This is a genomic window from Legionella brunensis (genome assembly GCF_001467025.1).
GTDB lineage: Bacteria > Pseudomonadota > Gammaproteobacteria > Legionellales > Legionellaceae > Tatlockia > Tatlockia brunensis.
Map to the genome: position 1 here is coordinate 160,973 of NZ_LNXV01000033.1, position 24,662 is coordinate 185,634.

Consider the following 24,662-nt stretch of genomic DNA (forward strand, 5'->3'; position numbering starts at 1 on the left):
GGCCTTTGTTTTTGGTGTACTTGCGAATTTGGCGATGGAACCCCTCTACGATGTTCGTGGTGTAAATGATACGTCTTAGCTCTTCGGGGTATTTGAAGTATTGAGACAAAGCCTCCCAGTTATTATTCCATGACTTCATAACTGCTGGGTATTTCTTGCCCCATTTCTCCTCTAGTTCAAGCAAATGATGCTCAGCTAAATCTTTGCTAGAGGCCTTATACACAAGCTTTAAATCAGCCATGAATGCCTTTTGGTCTTTACTAACAACATACTTCAGGGAGTTCCGTATTTGGTGAACTACACATAGTTGGATTTCTGTTTTAGGAAAGACTTCAGCAATAGCTTCGGGAAAACCCTTAAGTCCATCGATACTCGCAATAAGAATATCTTCTACCCCTCGTGCTTTAAGGTCATTTAAGACACCAAGCCAAAACCGCGCGCCTTCAGTTTCTGACAAATAAAGCCCTAAAATATCTTTCTTGCCCTCAGGAGTAACGGCAAGGACCGTGTAAAATGCCTTACTTGTGACTTTGCCCTCAACACGTACTTTAAAATGCATCGCGTCTAAAAAGGCAATAGGATATATAGACTCTAAAGACCTATTGCGCCATTCGGTAATCATAGGCAACAATTTATCCGTGATGAGGCTTATTTTAGCTGAGGATACGTCTAGACCATACATTTCAGCCAGGTGCTCACTAATGGCTTCATAGCTCATACCTAGGGCATATAAGGCCAGCACTTTATTATCTAATGACTCATTCAATACTGTTTGGCGCTTCTTAACAATTTCAGGCTCAAAAAGTCCTTCTCTGTCCCGTGGAGTGTCTAATTCAAAAATACCAGTTGTAGATTTCATTAGCTTCGATGTTTTGCCATTGCGACGATTGGTTAGTCCTGAATCATGACAATCAGAAATGTGAGCCTCCATTTCACCTTCCAAGGCTGCTTCAAGAAGCTCTTTGATCAGAGGAGTTAAGATACCGTCTTTACCAGTAAGCAACTGGCCAGACTTTAATTGCGTTAAGGCTTCAGCCTTAAAATCATTGAAATCAAAATTCGATAAATCTATCTTTTTATTCTTACTCATGGGCACCTCTTTTAAGTGTTGAAATTATAACAAGTTAAAAGAGATGACACAGTTATTTAAACACTACCTTTGCCGGACACCCTCTTATGGTTTTCATGATGGTTTGGAGCCGTCCGAAAGACCATATTTTTCTCTTTCTTTTTGCCTGGATGATTTTGTTGAGCTCATAGATTCAGCTAATGTTCTTCTCTCAATCACCTAAGAATGTCTTTACATTGCGATTAAGATTTTAGTTTTTGAAATTTGTCGTTAACTTTAGCTTCTTTTGAAGTACTCATCTCTTGTTTCATCTCAACCATTGCTTCCATAACCGCTGCTAACTTGAGTTTTACATCATCAAAACGTTTAGAGATAAATTCATCTTCATGACCATCAATCACTTCTCCAGTCCCAAGACCTCTTTCAAGAGCGCTGGTAACCTCACCAAACTCTGACTCAAACGCTGATAATAATTCATTATTCCCCCTTGTAGATTGCAAGACTCCATGCAATTTTTCCACTACATCTTCAGGAATATAAAGAGTACCTTCACTACATTTGCTATATTCACGTTTCGCAAGAGGTAATGAAAGTAGTTCATCAGCTTTGTGTTGACTCATCTGAAATATTTGTCTAACAGATTGCTTTAGTTCTAATGGAGTTAGTGACAAATTGCCATGTTTCAAAGATGCTAGAAGTTTATCACTAGCAGTCACCCTTCCATCTTTACTATGTTCTTGCGCTGTCTCGATAGGAGTCTGTCCTTTCTCATTTTGCACTTCAAGACTAGCACCACACTCTAATAACTTTTTAATGAGATGTAGTGGCTCTTTTCTATAATTATAAAAATTCTGTACCGCATAGTGTAAGGCCGTCATGCCTTTTTTATCAGCACTATTAATATCAGCACCATGTTTTAATAATAAATCAATGACACTATCATTACTTGGGCCACCAACGAGGACTTTTCCACAGCTTACCATTATTAGCTGTAACAAGGCTTTATTAGCTAGAATTGACTCTAGCAAGTCTTCATGGCTTTTAAATACGGACGGTTCTTTTAAACCTAAGAGAAGTTCTAATACGTCTCTATCTGTCAGTTGTTCTATAGGGTCTGCTCGATTTAAGATACCACGGACACGTGTTAAGTAATTTTCTTGCTCTTTGCCTAAAATTCGACTTTCCTGTTCAACAAACCTTGCAACATTCTCTTCTTCAAGTGGCAGTTCTGGAAAGTTATCAATTTTTTTTAAATCTTTAATAGTTAGAATATCTCGACTTAAAGCTATTTTCACTATCAGTTCATCGCTGCCATCTTTATCTAGCATTGCACGTGCATATTCTATGGTATTAACTTTTAATTCTTTAGCCGTTTTTGTTGAGGCAAATAAAGATTTTCGAACAGCAACTTGATATTGACCATGATAAAAAATAACACTGTTTCCAGCCTTCCAAATATTTCCTGCCATTGATGTAATTGGGGATTCCGGCGCAAGTGATCGGGAGCCGGTCTGTGCATCTCGAGCATCCCATGGTCCAGTCCCACCAAACGTGATTTCCGGATGTTTCACTGATACTCTTTCTAGAAATGTTTTTTCCTGTTGGTTCGCTGCAGCATCAAGCTGACTGTCTGTATTGCAACCTTCTAACGTCACAAAAATTTCACCATGATCTTTGGGCAATGCTTGCTTAAAATCAGATAGTAATTTATCAAAATTATTATCGTATAAATGCTCACTTGGACCATGGCAATTACCCAAACCATAATAGCCACCATTACCATGCCCCATAATAAATAACTTCGGATTTTCTTCGAATATCTTGTTTAATTCATCTGGTAAGTCTCGTTTGAGTTCATCCCAACTATTATAGATTTTTGGGGCTTTATCACACTGCTCGAAAAAATAATACCTCAAATCGGAGCCCTCTAAATAAACACCAATTGGAAGAAAGTGCTTAAACCGTTGTTTTAGATGAGGGTTCACCACCACACCTCTTTGCTCTTCAGGCATTGGATGATCTGGATCTGGTTTATATATTAAGATTTCTATTGCTGCATCTTTCATGGTTCAACTCCACAATATTACTTCATGCTAATAGTTGATTTTATCAAGAATACTCAGCTTAAATGTATACAAATTGTACAAATAAGCTCATTTTAAAATGATTCTTTTGTCGAGAGATATGATTATAGATTTGCGGTATATTTCGTGAAGCTCTCATAAGAGGATAAAGAATTTTTTAACAACGAGATTGGGGCTTTTTTGTAAGTCCTATATAAAATTGGCGACTATGGCCTGTGTTTATTCCCAAGCCGAAGATACAAATACATATCCTTTTTTATGAATTGTTTTTATCCGATAGGGCTTTTTACTATTATCACCCAATGCTTTCCTTAAACGTGATATTTTCAAATCAATACCTCTGTCCACCCCATCATATTCGTGTCCAGAAAGAGCATACATAATGCTATCTCTACTAAGCAATCTATCATGATTCTTAACCAACAAAGCAAGCATTACAAAGTCACTGCTACTTATTGAAATTTCTTCATTAAAGAGATGAACACTCTTAGTACTAAAATTGATAGAAAAATTGCCAAATTGAAATTGATTTTGATTATTAGCTAAATTAGGTCTACGCAATAATGCCTCTATCCTTGCTTTTAAAACCTCGTCTGCAACAGGTTTAGTTAGGTAGTCATCAGCACCTAAGTTTAAAGAGGATACTTCACTCTCAATATCATTAACTGCTGTTAACATGAGTATTTTCCCCAAGTATTCATCTCTAATGGTGTGACATATTTGATCTCCATTCATGCCAGGAAGCATTATATCTAATATTACTATGCCAGGTTGTTCACGAATAATGCGATAGACAGCTCTATCACCGCGTTTTTCAATCATTACATCATAACCTGCTTCTTGTAGGCTTTCTTTGAGGTAAGTTGCTAACTTAAGGTTATCTTCCACAAGCAATATTGATTTATCTTTCATTCGTTCTGTCTAAACCTCAAACAAATTAGTCTGAAATGCTGTTTATGCTAAGTTTTACATAGATGTAAGGATGTACGCAAACATAGGGCAAGAGTGTACATTTTATATACAAATGGTCTTTTTTAATCCAGTAAAATATCAGGTAAGTTAATCCTTATTTGAAATGAAATCATTAGAACTTACTGGAGTATTCTCATGAAAAAAGCCAACGAACAACATCAGCCTGTTCCTGAATCTATAACGACAGATGGCCCCCAAACTTCTTCTATAGCACTAGCCCTCCAACAATTTAGAAAAGAAGAAGAAAGAAAAGCAGCTGCTGAGGAGGCTGCAAAAGTACGCTGTTCAGTTTGTTTTAAAGAAATCGCACCTAAGCGCCTTTGTTCTGGGCATGGAGGTGGTAATGACAGCAAAGATGATAGTGCTACCTCTGATAGGACATCCGAGGAAAAAGCGAGTCCAAGGGAAAATAACTCTCTCACTAAACCACGCAAAGTAGCAGAGACTGCGGATGAATTGATGGGTAAGTTTGACTCAGGGTCTTTAGATGAGGAAAATTTTGACCCGGGAATAATTGAGGCATTGATAGCCCAAGGACGATTGCTGATTGAGAATGATCGCAAATCAATGACGCTAGCTATTCAATTGCTTTGTGAGCCTAATTCATTAACTGAAGAACAACGAGAAGAATTAAAAAAATTCATGGAAGCGATTATAACATCCTTCAATAAGTTTAAAGAAGAAAATCATCTTTCCGATGACTGTATCCACATCACTCGGGATGAGAAAGGTAACCTACTTTCCCTACGGATTAGCATGCCTACATTAACCTTATACGATGCGTTTATCCAACGGCTAGCAAATAATTTAGTGCCCACAACACAAGAGAAGAATGAAGTCACAAAAGAGCAAAGTTTTGCTCCTAATCCACTTTCAATGGAACCCAAACCCTCTCCTTCTAATACAAGAGAGAACGTTGAAAAGATTCAGGAAAAACAAGAAATTTTTAATCCATCCCCTTTAAGCATGCAACCATGGTAAAAACCACAATTCACAAGAACAATGTAAAACCTACTGTCTTGAAATAATTTATTTCAAGACAGTCATTGATATCTAACAAGGAAAGACGAATGCTAAAGTACGGATGGTAATCATCTTTACTTAGTCCGCACTATATTTCTATTAACATTTTCAGCCACCAATTTTTGTGTATAAGCACTAGGCTTTCTGGATAATATGGCGAGACAAAATATAAGCAAGCTAAAAAATAACAAATATACTAGATCCCAATACTGAGGCAAAAGACGCTTGCCACCATAATTCCCTAGATAGGAGAAGACACCAAGGCCAAAAAGATAAAATATAAACCAAAATGATTGTTTTCCATCAAGCTCGCGATAGGTTTTTTTCATCAAACAATAGAGAAAGGAGCCCAGCAATCCCAGGATAATGATCACCAATAATTTTCGAACACTATGATAACCAGACCAATAAACACCAACCGTACAAATATAAAAACCAATAAAGGCAACAAAGTTACCAGCCCTCAACCAAAAAGGTCGTTTGTACTTTGGTAATTGCCTACGTAAGCAAACAAGACAAATGGGTCCGATTGTATAACTAACCATTAATATTGCCACAAGAAAAGCTGACATTTCCTGCCACCCATGTAATACAAGCGACATGATAGCAGCGAGCGCAAAATTCACACCTAGACTAACCCAGGGTACTTGGTATCTATTTCGTTGTGTAAGAATTTTAGATATATGAACTACTGAACCCATGCTGCTTAGCATATGAGCAGCGGTTGTTGAATAAACCAGCCCGGTCGAATAAGGGGATATGAAAGCATCAACATACAATAAAATACTTAACCAAAACAATCCTGCTAGCGCTGCCAAGGCTGCGAATGGTCCTGCATCACCAGTAAAGGATAAATTCATCCAACCCTTTGCAAGTGATTGTTCACTAACACTGCCGATAAAAGACCACTGTAGCCCGGTGTAAAGTAAGCTTGTTAATAATAATGAGCCTCCCAAAATCAGGGGAATATACTGCCCTGGTTTTTCAAGCTCGCCCATCATAATTATCACTTGCCTAAATCCTAATAAGGAAAAAAGTACACCTCCACTTGACATTGCAGCCATCACTCCCTCCCAGCCATAGGGAATGAAGCCGTATTGATAAAAATTATCTGAGTTGTAAGCTACTATAATTAAGGTCACGATGGTAATAATAGGGATGATTATTTTCCATACAGTAAAGATTGCATTAATTCGCGCAAATAAACCAATACCAAAATAATTAAACAAAACAAAGCTCATTAGTACAACCAGTGACAGCCCATAACCTAATGAGGTATTTCTATAATACGCACCGTAATGGTTTACCAAACCCGGAATATAATTACTGGCATATTGAATAACGCCCTGAGTTTCGATAACGGGAAGAATAGCTAGAGCAAACCAAGTCAAACTATTCATAATGACGCATGTTAAGCGCCCATGAGTATATAAGGGCAAGCAAGCTAAGCTATCTGCCTGCGGAAACATCGTGCTTAACTCAGCATAGGATAAGGCTACAAATAAAAGCAAAAAACCAGCCAGTGGCCAAGCAAAAATAGCTGCAGGCCCAGCAAAATGAGCAGAATATAACGAGCCAAATAGCCAACCTGAACCCACCATGCTAGTTATTGAAATCCAAAACAAACTCCAAGCACTTAAATTTTTATTCATCGGGGTTCCGTATGTCCATATAACGTTGACGCAAAGATAATAGCTCAGTTAGAGAGCTAAACTAGTATATAAATTTTACCTCACAAACAAAAATATTTACCACCACTCTATAATAGCAAGATGATAATAATTTATTGCAATTTTAAGACCTTGAGATAATAAATGCTGATTCAATCCAATTATTATCCAACCACTGAAAAAAATTACAATTTATCAAGTTAACCAATGAATTTGAACATTGGACGTATAGTAATAATCAGCTCAACCAAGCAGATATGGACCTGTTATTTGCATGGCTTGATAGTGATGAAAATTCCAGATTACGAGGATTTTTTAGCTTTAGCACAAGAAGTGGGGACATTAGGCTATAAAACAGCCATCGATGTGCCAATTTCAGAAGAGGATTTTGCAAACAGAAAGGTTGCCAATTATTTTGAGAATTGGTTGAAAAGGAAATTAGCTCAAAGTCAGCTGATACAGATTTGACAATCGGACTCACTATCTAATTGGAGATGCCCAGGATCACCTGCCCGAGCTAAGCTTAACATTAATTTATGGGGTAGGAGTCATTAAGGCGTTGATAACTGCTTGTTGTAAATTTGTATAACAATCCTGCTTATAACGCATTGAATAAAGAGGGATATTCAATGATATTCTATTTACAACCTCTCTGAGTCCAGGCTCTTGAGCCAGTACTTGATAAGGTAAAACCGCTCGCCCAATACCTAATTTAGCTGCTTCGATGATTAAATGGATATTATCCAGATAATGTTGACGCCATACAGGGGGCTTTACTTGTTGTTGTTGTAAAAAAATATGGGTAATTTCATCATCGAGATCATGATCAAGGTAAACCTCTTCACCCCTTTCTTCGTAGGTGATTGATTCGACTAAAACATAAGTCTCTATCCCAATTTGAATAGTCTCAATAAATTTATTATTAACTCTATTTGTTGAGACAATAAAATCCACCAGATTAGTCTCCAAAGCGCCAGGCAATTCTTTTAACTCAAACTCCATTAATTCTAATTTGACATTCGCATGTTCAGCTAACAGCGATGCTAAAGCTGGCAATACAAAAAAACGAAGTGCCGTAGCAATGCCACCTATACGGACAATGCCACTTAATCCCTTTTTATTGTTCGTTGCAATTTGTTCCAAGCATTCATTTTCAAGCGCATTTTTTTGAAGACAGTATCTAAGTAAATGATGTCCCGCATTAGTAAGGGCAACAGATTTAGTGTTTCGAACAAATAGATAACCTAATTTGCGTTCGAGCTTGCCTATTCTTTGACTTAACGCAGATTGAGTAATGCAAAGAAACTGAGCTGCTTTGGTAAAATTTAAATAAGTAGCCACGGCTAGAAAAGCGTCTAATTGCGAAGAAGGCAGGCTCATTATTTAAATTAATAAGTGAATAATAATTATTAATTTTACTGAACCAACTGCTACTAGTAAAGTTTCTCAAATAAGTAATGCTTCTTTAAAGGTATTCTGATGCATGACGTTGAGAGAATGTTTCGCGAGAAAATTTTAGCAGAAAATTTTTCTTGTGTAGGTGCTAAAGCATCTATTAACCGCTTAACCTATCAATTTTGCTTATTAGATAAAATGGCTTCTGATGAATCAACGGGAGAACTTTATCAAGCACTTCAATATTTCGCGAGCGCCCGTACAACACTTGATAAACATTTTGCTAGCTTTATTGCCTGTTTTGCCAATCATTGCAATATTAAGCCTGAGGAGTTTGAAAATTTACTTTGGCTGCAGTTGCAAATGCTCCATGAGGTTGACCAATTCCCATGGGATAAAAGCGTTTCGAAGGATGTTAATAATCCTCGTTTTTCTTTTAGTATTGCCGGCCAATCTTATTTTATTATCGGTCTTTGTCCTAACCACCCCCGAAAATGCCGTGATTTTTATTACCCCACGCTCGTATTTAATTCACATCATCAATTTAATTTTCTTAAGCAGAGCCAATTATTTTACAAAATCCAAAAAACCGTTCGAGCTCGGGAGTTACACTATAGTGGCAGCATCAACCCTAATTTGATCGAGTTTGAAGGACATAGTGAAGCACTTCAATACTCTGGTTTTAAAGCAAGTTTATCGAAACAGTGTCCCTTTAATTTTACTAGCAAAGAGAAAGAATCATGCTAGATTTTAAGCTGCGGGAAGCCACCCTACAGGATTGGCCACAAATTCTATCCATCTATAATTATTATATTGTTAATACTGTTTTTAATTTTGAGCTCCAAACTTACTGCTTAAGCAGCCGCGCTGCGTGGTTTGAAAATTTTCAAGAAGGAAGTCCCTATCAATTGCTCATCATTGTCGATAAACAGAATACTGTTATAGGTTATGCAGCCACAACACCATTTAATCCAGTCACAGGTTATCACACTAGTTTTAATGTAAGTGTTTATTGTCATCCGGAGTTTATAGGACTTGGACTAGGCACCCATTTGTTAAATGAACTCATCGAAAGGAATACATATAGCTCTATGGCTCATAGACTCTATGCAGGCATTACCATACCTAATGATTCCTCCATGAATCTTTTCCAAAAATTTAATTTTGTAAAAGTCGCACATTTTACGGATGTGGGTTATAAATTTGATCGTTATTGGGATGTAGTTTGGTTTGAAAGGTGTATCTAAGTTGTTATAGCCCCATATTGGGGCTATTCTGGGATAATAGATCAAGCTACACAGTTACAAGCTCATGCCCCAAATGGATCCTGTAAGATAATAGTAGAATCTCGTTCCGGACCCGTTGATAACATATGCACAGGCACTTCTAGTAAGCCTTCAATGCGCTTAATATAGGCAATAGCATTAGGAGGCAGTTGCTTTATATCAGTCACATCGGCAGTTGATTCAGACCAACCCGGCATTTCCTCATAAATAGGCTCCAGATTCTCAAAATCTTCAGCTGCTTGTGGAGGACGGGAGAGCAATCGACCATTCGCATCGCGATAAGCAACAGCAATTTTTACTGTTTCTATGCCATCGAGGACATCGAGCTTCGTCATGCATAAACCGGTAATGCTATTTAGTTCAATAGAACGCCGTAACAATACTGCATCAAACCAACCACAACGACGAGGCCGCCCTGTGACAGCTCCAAACTCATTGCCACGTGTCGCTAAACCTTTACCAATATCATCATTTAGTTCTGTTGGGAAAGGACCACCACCAACTCTGGTGGTATATGCTTTGGTAATCCCTAAAACATAATCAAGATAACGAGGTCCAAAGCCTGCACCATTAACCACGCTACCGACACAAGTATTAGAAGATGTGACAAAAGGATAGGTTCCGTGATCGATATCAAGATAAACCCCTTGCGCACCTTCAAACAAAATGGCGTCACCTTTTTCTCTGTGTTCATGTAAACTAGTCGTCACATCACAGATCATATCTTTTAATTCATTAGCCCAAATTTTTGCTTCTTCTAATAGAGGCTTTAGCTCTACTTCAGGCTGGTTGTAGTAGTGTTTCAAGACAAAATTATGATATTGCAATAATTCAGTAAGTTTGGCAGTAAATCGTTCATGATGGAGCAAATCCTTGACCTTCAAGGCTCGTCTTGCAACTTTATCTTCATAGGCAGGCCCAATCCCACGGCCAGTCGTGCCAATGGCCACCGTACCTTTGTGATTTTCTCGCGCTTTATCCAGAGCAATATGATACGGCAAAATTAGAGGACAAGCTTGACTAATGCGTAATCTATTACGTACATCTATCCCTTTACTCTCTAATTCCTTAATTTCATCCAGTAAAGCTTGCGGGGACAACACAACCCCATTACCAATGTAACACTGAACATGAGGACGAAGCATTCCTGAAGGAATCAGGCGCAATACGGTTTTCTCACCCTTGATCTTGAGGGTATGACCAGCATTATGCCCCCCCTGATAACGAACAACCACTTGAGCATCATGAGTGAGTAAATCAACAATCTTACCTTTGCCCTCATCACCCCATTGTGTTCCAATTACTACAACATTTTTACCCATAACGGACTCTTTACTCTGCAAATTGACGAACGATGGCGAGCAAAACAACCCCCGCCAGCATGCTGAACAACCCGGTTATACGCAATACTCTTTCATCCTGTCCAATAACTCTGCGCAATAATTCCTTCCATTTCACGGGTGAAATAAATGGCATTAACCCCTCAAACACTAGCACCAAAGCAAATGCACCGAGGAAATTAATGATCACAAACAGTCTCCAATAAAAAAGGGTTAAGCACGCTTAACCCAATTTCAACAAAATTAACAATTATAATCAGTTTTTCGCGTTAGTACCATTACCTTTTGTTAATGAATGCTTAAAGTAGTCAAAAAAAGGACTGCTTTGATCCAAGACTAGAATATCTTGTTTATTATTAAAACTACCCTCATAAGCCTTTAAGCTGCGGTAGAATGCAAAAAAATCCTGGTTTTTACTAAACGCCTCTGCATAAATCTTTGCAGCCTCTGCCTGGCCTTTTGCCCTAATTTTTTGCCCCTCACTTCCTGCTTGAGCCAATAAAATTGTTACCTGAGCATCAGCCGCTGCCTTGATAGCTTCGGCAATTGCATTACCATCTGCACGATGGCTATTAGCAATTTTTTGCATATTTGCCCGCATTAGTTGGAAAATATTATTACTCGTATTCTCAGGTAATTCGATTCCTTTAATACGAACATCAACAATCTTAATACCCAATTCTTTGGCTTGTTGCTCTGCTTTTTCGCTAAGTTTTTCTGTCACATCATCTCGACCACCAGAGACATCAGAAATGGTGCGTTTACCAAATTCTGCACGTAGCAAAGTATTTAATTGCTGCTCAAGCAGCGTTTCCGCCTTAAACTCATTGCCCCCTGTTGATTTGAAATATTGTGCCAAATCAGCAATGCGCCATTTAACATAATAATCAACAATAACATCCTTCTTCTCTTTAGTAACAATGCGAGAAGATTTAATATCTAGCGTTTGCAAGCGTGTATCAAAAACACGGACATTTTCTATGAACGGTGTTTTGATGTGCAGACCAGGGCCTAAAATTTTTACCGTGTGTGTCTTAGAGTCTGTGACTAAGCGCCCTAATCGCAGCACAATACCATGTTGTCCCTGAGTAATTGTAAAAACACTTGCAAGTATTACTAATAAAACGGCAAACATCAGAATGCCTAAAGTTGTTTTTGCAGCATTCATTTAGTCATCCCTCCCCGGCCGATAAGTTCGTCTAGTGATATTGCGATCAGTGACTATTGTATTTTCTGCCTCGTTGGCAGCACTCTCACTCTTATTCGCAGCTACCTGAGCAGTATCCACCATTGGTGAAGGCGTAGTTTTAGCTAGCTTATCCAAGGGCAAATACAGAATATTTCCAGCCTTACCGTCAACGATAATTTTACTGCTATTACTTAAAACTTGCTGCATCATTTCTAGATACATACGCTCGGAAGTTACAGCTGGTGCTAATGTGAACTCAGGAAGTAAAGCCAAAAATTCGGCCACCTCACCTTTAGCACGCAAGATTACTTGCTGTGCGTAAGCTTGGGCTTCCTCAAGAATACGTTTGGCATTCCCCTCAGCAATCGGCACTACTTTAGCTTGATAAGCTAAAGCCTGTTCTTTAAATCGTTTTTCATCCTCTCGAGCTTTGATAGCATCATCAAAAGCATCTTGCACATTTTCCGGCGCTCGAGCTGGTTGGGGAGAAACATTCACAATAACAATACCTGTTTTATATCGGTCTAGAATTTTAACCAACGTATCTTGGACACTATTTCCCCAAGCCTCACGACCCTCTGTAATAATTTGATCAAACGTTGTAGTTCCCACGACCTGTCTTAATGCACTGGATGTTGCTTGCTGAAGACTCTCTTGTGGATCCGCAACATTGAACAAATAGTCCTCCAAATCGCCTATGCGGTATTGAACTACTACAGAAACAGCAACAAGATTTTCATCCTTTGTTAACATTTGTGCTGAATAGGAGAAATCAGAAACTCGATCAACATTTTGCACGATTTTGGAGGAAATAATACGCGGAATCCAATGAGGGCCTGGTCCTACGGTCTCTACATATTTCCCAAAGCGCAAAATAACCGCCTGCTCCGCTGGATCAACAATAAAAATACCTGCCAAGGCCCATAAGATAAATACAATTAATGCAGCCATTACAGCAAGTAAACCACCACTCTTGTTCGCAGGAGAATCGCCTTCCGGTTGGTTAGAACCACCAAAAAAAGTTTTCTTAAGTTTGTCTTGAAAACGCTTCAATGCTTCGTCCAAATCGGGTGGTTGATTTTTCCCACTCCATGGATCTTTGCCTTTATCCGGCTCATTCCAACCCATCTATCTCTCCCGCCTTTCACAGAAAACTAGAATTCTAGGTGGTATACTCGCTTTACGCAAGCAAATACAAGACATCAATCACCTGATATAAGGAATTAGCCCCTATACTTTGCTGCATGTGACTTCTGGATCTAAATTTTCATGCAAGGAAGGTTGTGATTGCATCATATGTTTTACAATTCTTTCAGTGCGAGATTTAGGATGCATGTCTGAATAGGCCGTTACATGCGCCCAGCATGTCACTTCCCCCATAGCAATTAAATGAAGCATTTCACTCCATGGATTGAACAAAGTAGCCCCTTTAATTGAATCTTTATATGCTGCCACAAAATTAGCAAAGAGAAGTTCTTCTTCCGTCAAAATTGTTTCCACTACAGAAGAACCTGTTTGATTTGACTCAGCCTCCTCTGGCATCGCCGTTTTACGCTTAGGGAGCTCTATTAGCGCTTCAAGCTTAAACGCTAAATCATCTGCCTTCCCAAAGAGATGTCGCATGGACTGCCCCCATGAGTTCTTAGCGTACATGATATCATGCAGGGGATCCCTCTTATTATGACATTTTCTTAAAAAATTAATAGCAAGTTTAGGTTTATCTTGCGTGTATTCTTTCACTACTTGATGTAATGCTTGGCGGTTATCCGTCAATAAAGAGCGCAATAAAGGGTGTGGAGGCGCATTAACACCATGGCACATAAGCATCGCTATCCCGCGAAGTGCCTCTTTAGGTTGCTTATTATCATGCAAGTGAATGCAAAGAAGCTCCATCGCGCTTAAACCTTTAGAGTTAGTTGCATTCAAAAGCGCTTGATTTTTCTCTAAATCCAATTCTTGAGCATGATCAAGTAAACCTTTCATCACATTAATTCGGCCCATACGAGCCGCTAATAGGAGAGGTGTCTCCATTAAACGACCACATGGATTGGCAAATTGTGCTCCTGCCTTAGTCAATAACGGAATAGCCTCTGGGAAATCGCTAATAACTGCCTGATGTACGGGTTGGACTTCTATAGCTCTCTTACCCATCAGAGTCTGACTAGGTTGGTTAATCTGAACGCCCAGCTTTACAATAAACTCTAAAGGTATCAACATTCTGCTTTCAATGACTCGATGAATAAGCGTTTTTCCTTGCGCATCACGAGAATCAACATTTAGTTTTTGCCTTTGCTCACTAGTCAGAACTTGTTCGTTGAGGAAAACAGTGACTAAATCAAATTTTTGTAGTTGAAATACCAAATGAAGGGGTTGGTTTACATTAATGTCTATTCCCTGCTGCAAAAGCCACTGAATGTGTTCGGCTACATTCTGTTCTTTTGAATGTAGATGGATAAGATAGTCAAGAATGGTTTGTTGTTTCCCTTTGGGAGTTATAAAAAATTGACTCAACAGGTTTTTATCTGATTTCAGTTTGGCATTAATAAAACGAATAAAAGCATCCTTGCCATTAATAAGCTCTTGATTTATTTCATCAAATAAACTCATGATTTCATTTCCCTTAAATTTTGCCGAAAGACCATTATACATATTGAGCAAATGAAGATCAATTTCTTGAGATTTATCAACAACTTCTTAGACAATTTTCCTATAAATCAAGTCCCAAACACCATGGCCAAGTTTATTCCCGCGTCGTTCAAATTTAGTTAAGGGACGAGTGTCAGGTCGTGGAGAAAAACCACCATTTTCTTGGGTATTTTCTAGCTTTAACTCAGCGGAGAGTACACTGAGCATATATTCAGCATAGTCTTGCCAATCTGTTGCACAATGGATAACACCATTTAATTTAATCCGTTCAGTTAGTAGCTTAACAAACTCAGGTTGAATCAGACGGCGTTTATGGTGTCGCTTCTTCGGCCACGGATCAGGAAAGAAAATTTGTACCCTAGCTAAAGAATCTTTTGCCAATTGACTCTTAAATACTTCGACAGCATCGTGCGAAACAATACGTACATTAGTAATCGATTTTTCATGCAAATCTGCGGCTAAGCTGCCAATTCCAGCACGATGGACTTCAATACCAATAAAATTAAGTTCTGGATGCTGCTCTGCCATGGCAAGCAAAGAAGCCCCCATGCCAAATCCTATTTCAACAACTGTATCGGCTTGGCGGCCAAATAATTGCTCCAAATTCCAAGGGATTTCTGTCAAAGGTAATTCATAGTCTTTTAACCAGTGCTCTAAAGCTTGCTGTTGTCTATTGCTAATTCGCCCACCACGTAACACAAAACTTTTAATTGTTCGCATCAAAATTACTCATTATTTTTTAGATACGCCAATTATACCTCTTACTGACAATTTTGTGAGCACGTGATAGACTATCGATTGTTTTTAAGAAAATAAGAAGGCCCTCATTACTGGCAAAACACGATAAAACATTGCATAATGAGCCTTTTTTTGCTATAAAACCGCTCTTGTATTTTACACCCGGCCAATTCGCCTGGCGAATGCCTTGAATTTATACAAAGCTGAATTATAACTATCGAACACTTTGGAGTAATGCCATGTCAAGAGTATGTCAGGTTACTGGCAAGCGACCAACCACTGGTCACAATGTGTCGCACGCCAACAATAAGACAAAGCGACGCTTTTTACCCAACATTAAACAACACCGATTTTGGGTGGAAGAAGAAAACCGTTTCGTTACCCTTAAGCTCAGCACCAAGGGCATGCGAATTGTTGATAAATTAGGCATTAAAGCTGTTCTGGATAAACTCAGAGAGCAAGGCGAAAAGGTTTAATTGAGGGGAAAACACCATGGCAGCTGTCACTATTAAAATTAAATTAGAATCTACTGCGGGCACAGGTTATTATGTAACCACTACCAAAAATCCCCGTAACAAGCCTGAAAAGCTTGAATTAAAGAAATATGATCCTGTTGTTCGTAAGCATGTAATTTTTAAAGAGAAAAAAGTTAAGTAATTTAAAAGGGCCTCTGAGAGGCCCCTTTTTTTAAGTCAAAAATTTCACCACTCGTAAAAATTATGAAACTCTAATGCAAGTTTTCGCAGTTTAAGCTCTTAGAATACTGTATTCCCTACTGGATAATCCCTTTGAATCAGTTAAACTTAATAAAAAAGCGGTGAGAACAAAGAGGATTTGCATGAAACCATCGTTGCAGCTGAATATCAGTCAACAATTAACACTTACACCACAACTTCAGCAAGCTATTCGTCTCTTACAATTATCTACCCTAGATTTACAGCAAGAGATTCAACAAGTTGTCGAATCAAATCCGATGCTTGAAGTAACAACTAATGAAGAGAAAGAAGAACCTAGACTAGAAGAGCCAAAACAAAATCAGGAGGACTTTACCGATTTTCAATGGGCTCAGCTTTACTCCACCCAAAGCAAAAGAACCAATTTTGATGATCTCGATTTTAATTATGAAAATTTACACTGCACGACAACTAATCTCCAGGATCATCTGCGCTGGCAATTAGACTTAACCCCAATGAGCGATGTAGACCGTGTTATTGCTACAGCCATTATTGATGCTATCGATGATGACGGCTTCCTAACGCTTTCCATGTCCGAATTGCATTCTAGTCTGGATAGTGAAGCACATCCACTTGATCTTGAAGAGATAGAAGCTGTACGTCACCGAGTTCAACATTTTGATCCCGTTGGCTGTGCTTCGAATAATTTAGCTGAAACTTTATTACTCCAATTGGAGCAATTACCCGATACCAATGGTGACATTGCGTTAACGAAACGAATTATCCGTGAAGATATCGAATTGCTTGGGCAGCATAATTATCGCCAGCTCATGAAAAACCACCAAGTTAATGAATCAACTCTTGATAGAGTGCTACAAATTATTCAACGTCTCAATCCTAAGCCTGGTAATTTGATTCAACAAAGCACGACTGAATACATCATCCCTGACGTCATTGTTAAAAAAATTGATGGGGTATGGGAAGTAGCACTCAATCAAAACACTCTACCACGTCTGAGCATTAACACTCATTATGCATCTCTTATTCAACGAGCAGATAATAGTGCTGATAATCAATTTTTAAAAAATAATTTGCAAGAAGCACGCTGGTTTCTCAAAAGCATCCAAAGTCGCCAAGAGACTTTGCTAAAAGTTGCTCAATGCATTGTTGAATATCAACAGGATTTTCTAGAACATGGTGACGAAGCCATGAAGCCACTTATCCTTAATGATGTTGCCCTGGCTCTCGATATGCATGAATCAACGATTTCACGAGTAACAACACAAAAATTCATGCATACCCCTCGTGGTGTATTTGAGTTAAAATATTTCTTTTCAAGTCATGTCGCTACAATTACTGGTGGAGAATGCTCCTCAACCGCGATTCGAGCAGTAATCAAAAAATTAATTGCCGCAGAGAACCGAAAAAACCCTTGAGTGACAGTAAGATTGCACAACTCATTGGAGAACAAGGTATTCAAGTTGCTCGCAGAACAGTGGCTAAATACCGCGAAGCCATGGGCATCGCCCCCTCCAATGAACGCAAAACAATTCGTAGTTAGTAATAATAGGAGAACGTTATGCAAATTAGCTTCACAGGCCATAATGTGGAGGTTACCCCCGCTCTAAGAGCCTTTACTGCCGACAAGTTTAATAAGCTCGAAAGACATTTTGACAGAATTACCTCAATTCATGTGGTTTTCGACATCGAAAAATTAAGCCAGATTGCTGAAGCAACTATTCAAGTTGCCAAAGGTGAATTGCATGCCCGTGCTGAATCTGAAGATATGTATGCTGCTATTGATGCTTTAATTGACAAACTTGATAGACAATTAATTAAGCACAAAGAAAAAATTCGTGAGCATCGCGAATAATCTTAATAGTTAGTTGTGATCAGAATGGCAAGAGCTTGCTCTTGCCATTTCTCTGTAATGTCCTTAGAGCTGGTTAAATAATTCGCAAAAATAGAACGTTGGCCTTGATTGGCAAGCAGTAAAGCTAGGCTCATGTTCTTTTTTAGTAAAAATACCTAGCGTCCTCTTACAAGGGAGTTGTTTCTTAACTATAAGACAATGTAAAATACAACTAGTTTTACTTTTGGTCTGTAATCATGCAACTTTGTCAGGTAGTTCACCCAAGCAGTGTCTGTATCGATTGTACTTCTCAAAGCAAAACGGCTGTGCTTCTAAAAGTAAGCCAATTATTAAGCCAAACTCATCCTGAATTAAATACACAAAACTTGTTTGACGCTTATTGGAAACGAGAAAGTCTTGGGAGTACCGCTATTGGACAAGGAATTACAATCCCTCATGTCCGGGCAGCTGAAATCACAACCCCCACAGCCTGTGTTATTAAATTGCTTAATCCAGTCGATTTTGGTGCAGAAGACAAACAACCAGTAGATTTAGTCATTGGTCTTGTAGTCCCTCAGGAGCAAATTGATCAGCATTTACGATTACTTGCCGCTATTATTAAACAATTTAGCCAACCTTCTTTTCGTGAGTCATGTCGTCGCGCCACCTCCAATGAAGCCCTTTATAGATTAATCATCAGCGAGTCGACAGACGTCGAATTTGCTTAAGCTTGAGGCCATATATTCTTTTCTACACTCTCACAATGCGGTGGAGTAGCAAATGCTGCTTCAGTTATCCACTGCAGTTCTCGCAATACAGAAATCCCTTTTGCCATTGTAGAAAATTGCAGCACGTGTTACATTGTAGCGGTATGATTAAAACTAAAGTTACAATTATTAATAAATTAGGTTTGCACGCTCGAGCTTCTGCGAAATTCGTCTCAACCACATCAAGATTTCAAAGTCATATTGACGTCACCAAAGACTCTAAAACCATTAATGGTAAAAGCATCATGGAGTAATGATGCTGGCTGCCAATAAGGGCACTGAATTGACTATAACAATCGAAGGGCCCGATGAAATCGAAATGGAGCGAGCAGTTGTTGATTTAATCAATAACTGCTTTGGAGAGCCTGAATAGCGAGCTCAAAAGATATCTTCAATTAATTTTTCTGCTCGTCATTAGCAACGCGTTTACGCTGCTTACGTAGTCGGTGCAGAGCAATTAATGTCTGAATAGGGCCTGATGACGCGTAAATGACAAAACCTGTAAATAAAACGACAGATGGATTTGCAGCAATGGCCACAAATAAAATAACCATAACCAAAAGATATAAAAAAGGAACCTTCCCTTTAAAATCTATTTCTTTAAAACTGTAATAGCGTACATTGCTTACCATCAAAATTGCGGCAAGTAGAGCAATAATTGCAGTAATAATAGCAAAAACAAAATGATTTAACTGATTCTGATGACAAAACCAAACAAGTGCAGACACAATTGCTGCTGCAGGTGGGCAAGCCAGCCCCTGGAAATAGCGTTTATCAGCGGTTTCAACTTGCACATTAAAGCGAGCTAAACGTAAAGCGACAGCAGCAGTATACATAAATGCTACTAACCACCCAACCTTTCCCAATTTATGGAGATTCCAGCTATAGAGTAGGAGTGCAGGTGCTACGCCAAAAGTTACCATATCCGACAAACTGTCATATTGGGCGCCAAATGCAGTTTGGGTATTGGTTAAACGCGCAATCCGCCCATCAAGTCCATCTGCCAACATACCAATAAAAATAGCAATCACGGCAGTTTCATATTGAGCTTTTAAGGATGCCACAATTGAGTAAAAAGCAGTGAATAAACTCGCCGTAGTAAATAAATTTGGCAGTAAATAAATTCCTGAATGACTTTCTTTCTGATTCACAGTCTCAACTCAAATAAAATTAATCACTCACATCCTATCATAATCCCTCCCTTTCTTGCTATTGCCTCGTTGTTTTTACAAGATGATGCTATACTACGCATACTGTTTTTAAAGTGTTTAGATTTAAAGTGCAAGCATGGCTGACCCTAAGACCAAACAAATTGTCATTGAAGGTGTTACAGAACAAGGCAAACCTTTTCGTCCTAGCGATTGGGCTGAGCGGATGAGTGGGACGCTTGCGAGCTTTAAAAATAGACGCATTCATTACTCACCCCTTCTGCAACCCAGCATTAACACGGAAGGATACAAATGTGTTTTACTAGATCCCAAACTCAAAGAATCTAGTCCGCAAGTTTATCAAGCTATTCTCGATTTTGCGAAAGCCAATAATCTCAAAATATGTGGTGAGAATGATTGATAGAACTACGACGCGTAACTCCTTACTGTCAATGATAGCTCTGTGAGCTGATTGACTATAGCAGCTAACATGCTAGCCGTATTTTGAAAATTCATTGCTAATACTCCAGCACAAAGAAAGACCAATCCTTTAGGTCCCCACTGTACCCCTGGCTCACTAGCATGGATTAACAATACACAGCCGCGAATAAACCAAATGAGGCCTGCTGTTTGAATAACAAACCCCATCGAACTGTAGATGTTATAGGGATTATAATCGATGTATTGCAAAACATTCCCTGTCCCAAAAGCGCTATTGGCCATAATACTAACAGCTGAAGGCAAATAAAGAAGTGCTGCGGCACCCGCTAAATAGGCAAGAGGAACAAACATTTTTTCAGAAGAGGATTGCCTTCCTGAGCCGCCAATTTTTTTTAATTTTTGCAATGCAATGATAAAAAAAAGAAGCCCAAGAACATATGCACCACCTGTAAGAAGATGCTGTACTGGAAAAAGTGATCGGCTTATATTGCCAATCATTGTAATGAGATCAGTGCTACCCATAGTCTAATTATATACCAATTCACATATCACTCTTGCAATGCTCAATTTTTCCCCTATATTAGGGGGGTTTCCCTACAATGTTGTCATTATTATGCAAATTAAAACCTTTCCTATTACTTTAGAAGATTCCTTTATGCTTTCCCCTAAAGTAAAACATTTTGTTTTTAGTACGGAGCAATCCCCGCCTTTTAATTATATTCCAGGGCAATTTATCACAATTCATTTTGAAAAAGATGGAAAAATGCTCAAACGCAGCTACAGTATCGCCAATGTCCCAACACAAAACAATCGCATTGAATTTGCAGCAGGTTATGTTGAACATGGTCCCGGCACAGAATTACTATTTAATTTAAAGCCCGGCGACAAAATTAATATTAATGGACCTTTTGGCCGTCTGATTTTAAAAGATGAATTACCCAAACGCTATATTCTGGTGGCGACAAGTACAGGCGTTACGCCTTATCGCGCCATGATAGAAGAATTAAAGAGACGTTTACAAGTTAATCCAAAATTGCAGGTTGTGATTTTGCAGGGTGTACAAAAACATGAAGAAATTCTCTACCCACAAGAATTTCTCGCTTTTGCCAATGAATATACTCAAGTCATTTTTCGTGCGCACTTAAGTCGAGAAACAGTCAATCTACAACCCCATGAATATCCTGGTTATGTGCAACACGCTTTCCCTGATCTTTCTTTAAATCCTGAGAATGATGTAGTTTATTTATGTGGAAATCCCGGTATGATCGATGATTCTTTCAATTATTTGAAAGAGAAAGGTTTTAGTATGCAGCAAATTATCCGAGAAAAATATATTTCAGCCCCCAGTAAATAACGTTTAGGGAGCATTTAAGAGGAGAATAAGACTTATGTATTATGATGAACTTTCAGCAACAATGGAGCAACTGCTGCAAGATGGCAAAGGAATCTTAGCAGCCGACGAAAGTACCAGTACTATCGGCAAGCGCTTTGAGACTATTGGCGTTGAAAATAACGAGGAAAATCGCCGTGATTATCGACTACTCCTCGCAACTACTCCTGATTTAGAACAATATATCAATGGTGTCATCTTATTTGAAGAAACTTTTGAACAGAAAGATGAGAACGGCACTCCTATTGCGACTTTGTTCGCCGAGAAAGGGATCGTTCCTGGTATTAAAGTCGACAAAGGTTTAACAACTCTTTCCAATACTGACAATGAAAAGATCACTCAAGGCTTAGATGGCCTTATTGAGCGATTGGAACATTTCAAAAAATTAGGAGCTCGTTTTGCAAAATGGCGAAATGTTTATTCCATTACAGAATTTACTCCAAGCTTGACTGCAATTAAGGCTGGAGCCGAAGTTCTTGCCCGTTACGCAGCTTGCTGTCAAGCAGTAGGTATTGTTCCTATTGTGGAGCCTGAAGTTTTAATGGATGGCGATCATTCTATTGAGCACTGTGCTGAAGCTTGTGAAATGGTATTACATGAGGTTTTCCATGCGCTCTTTATTCATCAAGTTGAGTTAGAAAATATTGTCTTGAAACCTAGCATGGTTACTTCTGGTAAATCCGCCAAACCTTTTAGCACACCTGAAGAAGTGGCCGACTACACCATTAGTGTATTCCGTAATAATGTACCTGCAGCCGTACCCACTATCAACTTTCTTTCAGGCGGACAATCTCCGCAGCAAGCAACAGCCAATTTGAATGCTATTAACAGCACAGGTTATCAACCTTGGACCCTAAGCTTCTCCTATGGACGTGCATTACAAGAGGATTGCCTACAAGTCTGGGAAGGCAAAAAAGCCAATGTCAGTGCTGCTCAAGCCGCTTTATTAAAACGCGCTCGCCTCAATAGTGCGGCCTGTTTTGGTGAGTATCAAGCTGATCTGGAGTAATCACAAAGAAACTTAGGGCAACGTTCATATTGCTCTAAGTTTCCTACCTGTTCACCTCGACCAGTCGAGCTCTGAGTACTAGGATGTCTTTTAGTCTTAAACATTAAATTCAAAACGAGCTAATAGAGGAACATGATCCGATAACAAACGCCATGGCTTGCCCTGCAGACATTGGACATCAGAAACTACCATGCCTCGAAAATAAATCCTATCGACACAAAAAGCTGGTTTTATCGCTGGAAAAGAACGTGCATGTTGCCCTTCCACGCTATAAAAAGCTTCGTGTATTCCCAACTCCTCTGCCAATGGCTTGGATAAATGATGGCGCCAATCGTTAAAATCGCCAGCCATGAGTAAAGGTTCATTTTCGGGGACCATGCCGCTAATACGAGCCATTAAAGCTTTGCATTGTGAAGCACGCTCTGCTTTAAACAAACCAAGATGTACACATAACAAATGGACAGTAATTGGTGATTCCCCGCCTATTTTTATTTGTCCATGAAGAATACTTCTTGATGCTCTATTCATAGAAGATAAATTAATATTTTCAAAGTCTTCAAAAGCAAATTTACTTAAAATAGCATTACCATGATGACCAGATTGGTACACTGCATTTTTGGCATAGAGGTAATGGGGCCATATTTTTTCAGCAATGTATTCAAATTGCGGTAAATCAGGCCAGGCGTCAATGCGCTTCTCTCGACGCCGATGCTCCCCTTGAACTTCTTGTAAAAAGACAAAGTCAGGATTTAATGCTGACAAGGCCTCACGCATTTCCGGAAGTAGAAAACGAATTTTACCTAAACCAAACCCTTTATGAATATTATACGTTATCAGGGATAGGCTACTCTTTTGTCGTTCCATATCTTAAATAAGAATTAATCTCTTGTATAAGCATACACTATGCTTAAATTATTCAGAGCAAATACCAAATCTATTCATGCCTTGCATGATTGCAAAACTTAAATATAGCTGCAACTCCTTTAATAGGGCTAATCATTGTCGGTCAAATTAGTGTCTTAGTGACGACAGTACTTAATCATTCTAAACTTTTATCTCACGTTATTTAATGTAACATATGAACTATTATTATTAAAAAATCTAACTTATGACTTTATGAAAACATTCAACGTCGCAATTCCAGGCTTTACCATCGCTGGTAAAGCCTTTGGTAACCCTAACCGCCCCCCCATGCTTGCTCTTCATGGATGGTTGGATAATGCTAACTCTTTTGATTTGCTCGCCCCATATCTAGAAAAACAATTTTATTTGCTGGCTATTGATTTACCTGGTCATGGCCACTCCTCTCATTTACCGGAAGGATGTTACTATCATTTTACGGATGGCATTTTTTCTATTTTAGAAGTTATGAAAGCTCTCCAGTTAAAGCAAGTGCACTTATTAGGACACTCGATGGGGGCTTGTCTTGCAAGTCTTATAGCAGGGGTTGCTCCTGAAAAAATCCTATCGATGATCTTGATTGAAGGTTTAGGGCCATTTTCAAAACCTGAGGAAGCTTGTTGTGAGCAATTAGCACAGTATTTACAACATACTTCAATAAAAGAAAAAGAGGCCAAACCTTATTCGTCTATGCATTTAGCCGCACAGGCTCGTGCCAAACGAGGTTATTTATCCCTAGAACATGCAGAAATCCTTTGCCAAAGAGGCACACTTGAGCAAAATAACGCAGTTTATTGGCGTCATGACAGGCGTCTTTTAACACCTACCCCTTTACGTATGACGGAAGGACAAATTCTTTCTTGTTTACGCGGCATCACGGCAAAAAGCTGTCTCATCTGGGCTAAAGATAGCTCAGTCTTTAATGAGTACGATATAAAAACCCGATGTAATGCAGTTGCCAATTTAAAAGTTTATCAATTACCTGGTGGGCATCATCTTCATATGGAATACCCTGAAGCGCTTGCACGGTGTCTGACTGAGTTTTATGAGGGGCACTAGAGTTAAGACA

26 protein-coding genes and 2 pseudogenes are annotated in these 24,662 nt (G+C 38.9%); 14 read left to right on the forward strand and 14 right to left on the reverse strand.

Annotated elements, in window-relative coordinates; all coding sequences use genetic code 11:
- From Lbru_RS12005 to Lbru_RS12015, 3 genes are all read right to left on the reverse strand, one after another.
- Window positions 1-1,090, reverse strand: a 1,090-nt coding sequence (locus Lbru_RS12005) for an IS256 family transposase (protein WP_238583880.1), incomplete at its 3' end; no start/stop codon positions are given.
- Between the two features lie 221 nt (window positions 1,091-1,311).
- Window positions 1,312-3,135 (reverse strand): ankyrin repeat domain-containing protein, encoded by a 1,824-nt coding sequence (locus Lbru_RS12010; protein ID WP_058442376.1) that lies wholly within the window; start codon window positions 3,133-3,135, stop codon window positions 1,312-1,314.
- A gap of 237 nt (window positions 3,136-3,372) precedes the next feature.
- Window positions 3,373-4,065 (reverse strand): response regulator, encoded by a 693-nt coding sequence (locus tag Lbru_RS12015; RefSeq protein WP_058442377.1) that lies wholly within the window; start codon window positions 4,063-4,065, stop codon window positions 3,373-3,375.
- Window positions 4,066-4,260: 195 nt separating this feature from the next.
- Between Lbru_RS12015 and Lbru_RS12020 the strand changes: the two genes are divergently transcribed.
- Window positions 4,261-5,106: a hypothetical protein gene (locus Lbru_RS12020; RefSeq protein WP_058442378.1), complete on the forward strand. Its 846-nt coding sequence runs from the start codon at window positions 4,261-4,263 to the stop codon at window positions 5,104-5,106.
- Window positions 5,107-5,222: 116 nt separating this feature from the next.
- On the opposite strand, the gene Lbru_RS12025 is transcribed toward Lbru_RS12020, so the two are convergent.
- A complete protein-coding gene (locus Lbru_RS12025) occupies window positions 5,223-6,800 on the reverse strand; it encodes an APC family permease (protein ID WP_058442379.1) in 1,578 nt (525 codons plus the stop codon).
- A gap of 306 nt (window positions 6,801-7,106) precedes the next feature.
- On the opposite strand from Lbru_RS12025, the gene Lbru_RS12030 reads away from it, so the two are divergent.
- Window positions 7,107-7,286: a hypothetical protein gene (locus Lbru_RS12030; protein WP_058442380.1), complete on the forward strand. Its 180-nt coding sequence runs from the start codon at window positions 7,107-7,109 to the stop codon at window positions 7,284-7,286.
- A gap of 66 nt (window positions 7,287-7,352) precedes the next feature.
- Here Lbru_RS12030 and Lbru_RS12035 read toward each other — a convergent pair whose 3' ends face one another.
- Window positions 7,353-8,198, reverse strand: a complete 846-nt coding sequence (locus tag Lbru_RS12035; RefSeq protein ID WP_083500911.1) for a LysR family transcriptional regulator — start codon at window positions 8,196-8,198, stop codon at window positions 7,353-7,355.
- A gap of 99 nt (window positions 8,199-8,297) precedes the next feature.
- Between Lbru_RS12035 and gntA the strand changes: the two genes are divergently transcribed.
- Together gntA and Lbru_RS12045 are read left to right on the forward strand one after the other, a co-directional pair.
- The gene (gntA, locus tag Lbru_RS12040; protein WP_058442382.1) at window positions 8,298-8,960 is read left to right on the forward strand and encodes a guanitoxin biosynthesis heme-dependent pre-guanitoxin N-hydroxylase GntA; all 663 of its coding nucleotides are present in this window, start codon (window positions 8,298-8,300) and stop codon (window positions 8,958-8,960) included.
- Window positions 8,954-9,460 (forward strand): GNAT family N-acetyltransferase, encoded by a 507-nt coding sequence (locus Lbru_RS12045; RefSeq protein ID WP_058442383.1) that lies wholly within the window; start codon window positions 8,954-8,956, stop codon window positions 9,458-9,460. The genes gntA and Lbru_RS12045 overlap by 7 nt, the downstream gene beginning before the upstream one ends.
- Window positions 9,461-9,522: 62 nt before the next feature.
- Here the strand turns inward: Lbru_RS12045 and Lbru_RS12050 are convergent, their stop codons facing one another.
- From Lbru_RS12050 to trmB, 6 genes are all read right to left on the reverse strand, one after another.
- The gene (locus Lbru_RS12050) at window positions 9,523-10,821 is read right to left on the reverse strand and encodes an adenylosuccinate synthase (RefSeq protein WP_058442384.1); all 1,299 of its coding nucleotides are present in this window, start codon (window positions 10,819-10,821) and stop codon (window positions 9,523-9,525) included.
- A 10-nt stretch (window positions 10,822-10,831) separates the two neighbouring features.
- Window positions 10,832-11,029 (reverse strand): DUF2065 domain-containing protein, encoded by a 198-nt coding sequence (locus Lbru_RS12055; protein ID WP_058442385.1) that lies wholly within the window; start codon window positions 11,027-11,029, stop codon window positions 10,832-10,834.
- Between the two features lie 66 nt (window positions 11,030-11,095).
- Window positions 11,096-12,007, reverse strand: coding sequence for a protease modulator HflC (gene hflC / locus Lbru_RS12060; RefSeq protein WP_058442386.1), 912 nt, complete (start codon window positions 12,005-12,007; stop codon window positions 11,096-11,098).
- A complete protein-coding gene (gene hflK / locus Lbru_RS12065; RefSeq protein ID WP_058442387.1) occupies window positions 12,008-13,156 on the reverse strand; it encodes an FtsH protease activity modulator HflK in 1,149 nt (382 codons plus the stop codon).
- Between the two features lie 102 nt (window positions 13,157-13,258).
- Window positions 13,259-14,635, reverse strand: coding sequence for a Dot/Icm T4SS effector AnkC/LegA12 (gene ankC / locus Lbru_RS12070; protein WP_131793556.1), 1,377 nt, complete (start codon window positions 14,633-14,635; stop codon window positions 13,259-13,261).
- An 87-nt stretch (window positions 14,636-14,722) separates the two neighbouring features.
- On the reverse strand, window positions 14,723-15,397 hold the full coding sequence (trmB, locus tag Lbru_RS12075; protein ID WP_058442389.1) for a tRNA (guanosine(46)-N7)-methyltransferase TrmB: 675 nt from the start codon (window positions 15,395-15,397) through the stop codon (window positions 14,723-14,725).
- 254 nt (window positions 15,398-15,651) lie between these two features.
- Here trmB and rpmB point away from each other — a divergent pair, with 254 nt between their 5' ends.
- From rpmB to Lbru_RS12105, 6 genes and pseudogenes are all read left to right on the forward strand, one after another.
- Complete coding sequence (rpmB, locus tag Lbru_RS12080; protein ID WP_058442390.1) at window positions 15,652-15,888, forward strand: 50S ribosomal protein L28; 237 nt, start codon at window positions 15,652-15,654, stop codon at window positions 15,886-15,888.
- 16 nt (window positions 15,889-15,904) lie between these two features.
- A complete protein-coding gene (rpmG, locus tag Lbru_RS12085) occupies window positions 15,905-16,069 on the forward strand; it encodes a 50S ribosomal protein L33 (protein WP_058442391.1) in 165 nt (54 codons plus the stop codon).
- Window positions 16,070-16,250: 181 nt separating this feature from the next.
- Window positions 16,251-17,647: pseudogene (locus Lbru_RS12090) on the forward strand (RNA polymerase factor sigma-54).
- 18 nt (window positions 17,648-17,665) lie between these two features.
- Entirely contained in the window at window positions 17,666-17,959 is a 294-nt protein-coding gene (hpf, locus tag Lbru_RS12095) for a ribosome hibernation promoting factor (protein ID WP_058442392.1), read from the forward strand.
- 236 nt (window positions 17,960-18,195) lie between these two features.
- The gene (locus Lbru_RS12100) at window positions 18,196-18,666 is read left to right on the forward strand and encodes a PTS sugar transporter subunit IIA (RefSeq protein WP_058442393.1); all 471 of its coding nucleotides are present in this window, start codon (window positions 18,196-18,198) and stop codon (window positions 18,664-18,666) included.
- Between the two features lie 143 nt (window positions 18,667-18,809).
- A pseudogene (locus Lbru_RS12105) lies at window positions 18,810-19,078 on the forward strand (HPr family phosphocarrier protein).
- A 22-nt stretch (window positions 19,079-19,100) separates the two neighbouring features.
- Here the strand turns inward: Lbru_RS12105 and pssA are convergent.
- Window positions 19,101-19,856: a CDP-diacylglycerol--serine O-phosphatidyltransferase gene (gene pssA / locus Lbru_RS12110; RefSeq protein WP_058442394.1), complete on the reverse strand. Its 756-nt coding sequence runs from the start codon at window positions 19,854-19,856 to the stop codon at window positions 19,101-19,103.
- Between the two features lie 136 nt (window positions 19,857-19,992).
- Here pssA and Lbru_RS12115 point away from each other — a divergent pair, with 136 nt between their 5' ends.
- Window positions 19,993-20,274, forward strand: coding sequence for a DUF3579 domain-containing protein (locus tag Lbru_RS12115; RefSeq protein WP_058442395.1), 282 nt, complete (start codon window positions 19,993-19,995; stop codon window positions 20,272-20,274).
- A 5-nt stretch (window positions 20,275-20,279) separates the two neighbouring features.
- On the opposite strand, the gene Lbru_RS12120 is transcribed toward Lbru_RS12115, so the two are convergent.
- Complete coding sequence (locus tag Lbru_RS12120) at window positions 20,280-20,816, reverse strand: hypothetical protein (protein WP_058442396.1); 537 nt, start codon at window positions 20,814-20,816, stop codon at window positions 20,280-20,282.
- A gap of 91 nt (window positions 20,817-20,907) precedes the next feature.
- Here Lbru_RS12120 and Lbru_RS12125 point away from each other — a divergent pair, with 91 nt between their 5' ends.
- Both Lbru_RS12125 and Lbru_RS12130 read left to right on the forward strand, forming a co-directional pair.
- The gene (locus Lbru_RS12125) at window positions 20,908-21,648 is read left to right on the forward strand and encodes a ferredoxin--NADP reductase (RefSeq protein ID WP_058442397.1); all 741 of its coding nucleotides are present in this window, start codon (window positions 20,908-20,910) and stop codon (window positions 21,646-21,648) included.
- Between the two features lie 34 nt (window positions 21,649-21,682).
- Entirely contained in the window at window positions 21,683-22,693 is a 1,011-nt protein-coding gene (locus Lbru_RS12130; RefSeq protein WP_058442398.1) for a class I fructose-bisphosphate aldolase, read from the forward strand.
- A 96-nt stretch (window positions 22,694-22,789) separates the two neighbouring features.
- Here the strand turns inward: Lbru_RS12130 and Lbru_RS12135 are convergent, their stop codons facing one another.
- Complete coding sequence (locus tag Lbru_RS12135) at window positions 22,790-23,557, reverse strand: endonuclease/exonuclease/phosphatase family protein (protein WP_058442399.1); 768 nt, start codon at window positions 23,555-23,557, stop codon at window positions 22,790-22,792.
- A 252-nt stretch (window positions 23,558-23,809) separates the two neighbouring features.
- On the opposite strand from Lbru_RS12135, the gene Lbru_RS12140 reads away from it, so the two are divergent.
- Window positions 23,810-24,652 (forward strand): alpha/beta fold hydrolase, encoded by an 843-nt coding sequence (locus Lbru_RS12140; protein WP_058442400.1) that lies wholly within the window; start codon window positions 23,810-23,812, stop codon window positions 24,650-24,652.
- Window positions 24,653-24,662 lie beyond the last annotated feature (10 nt).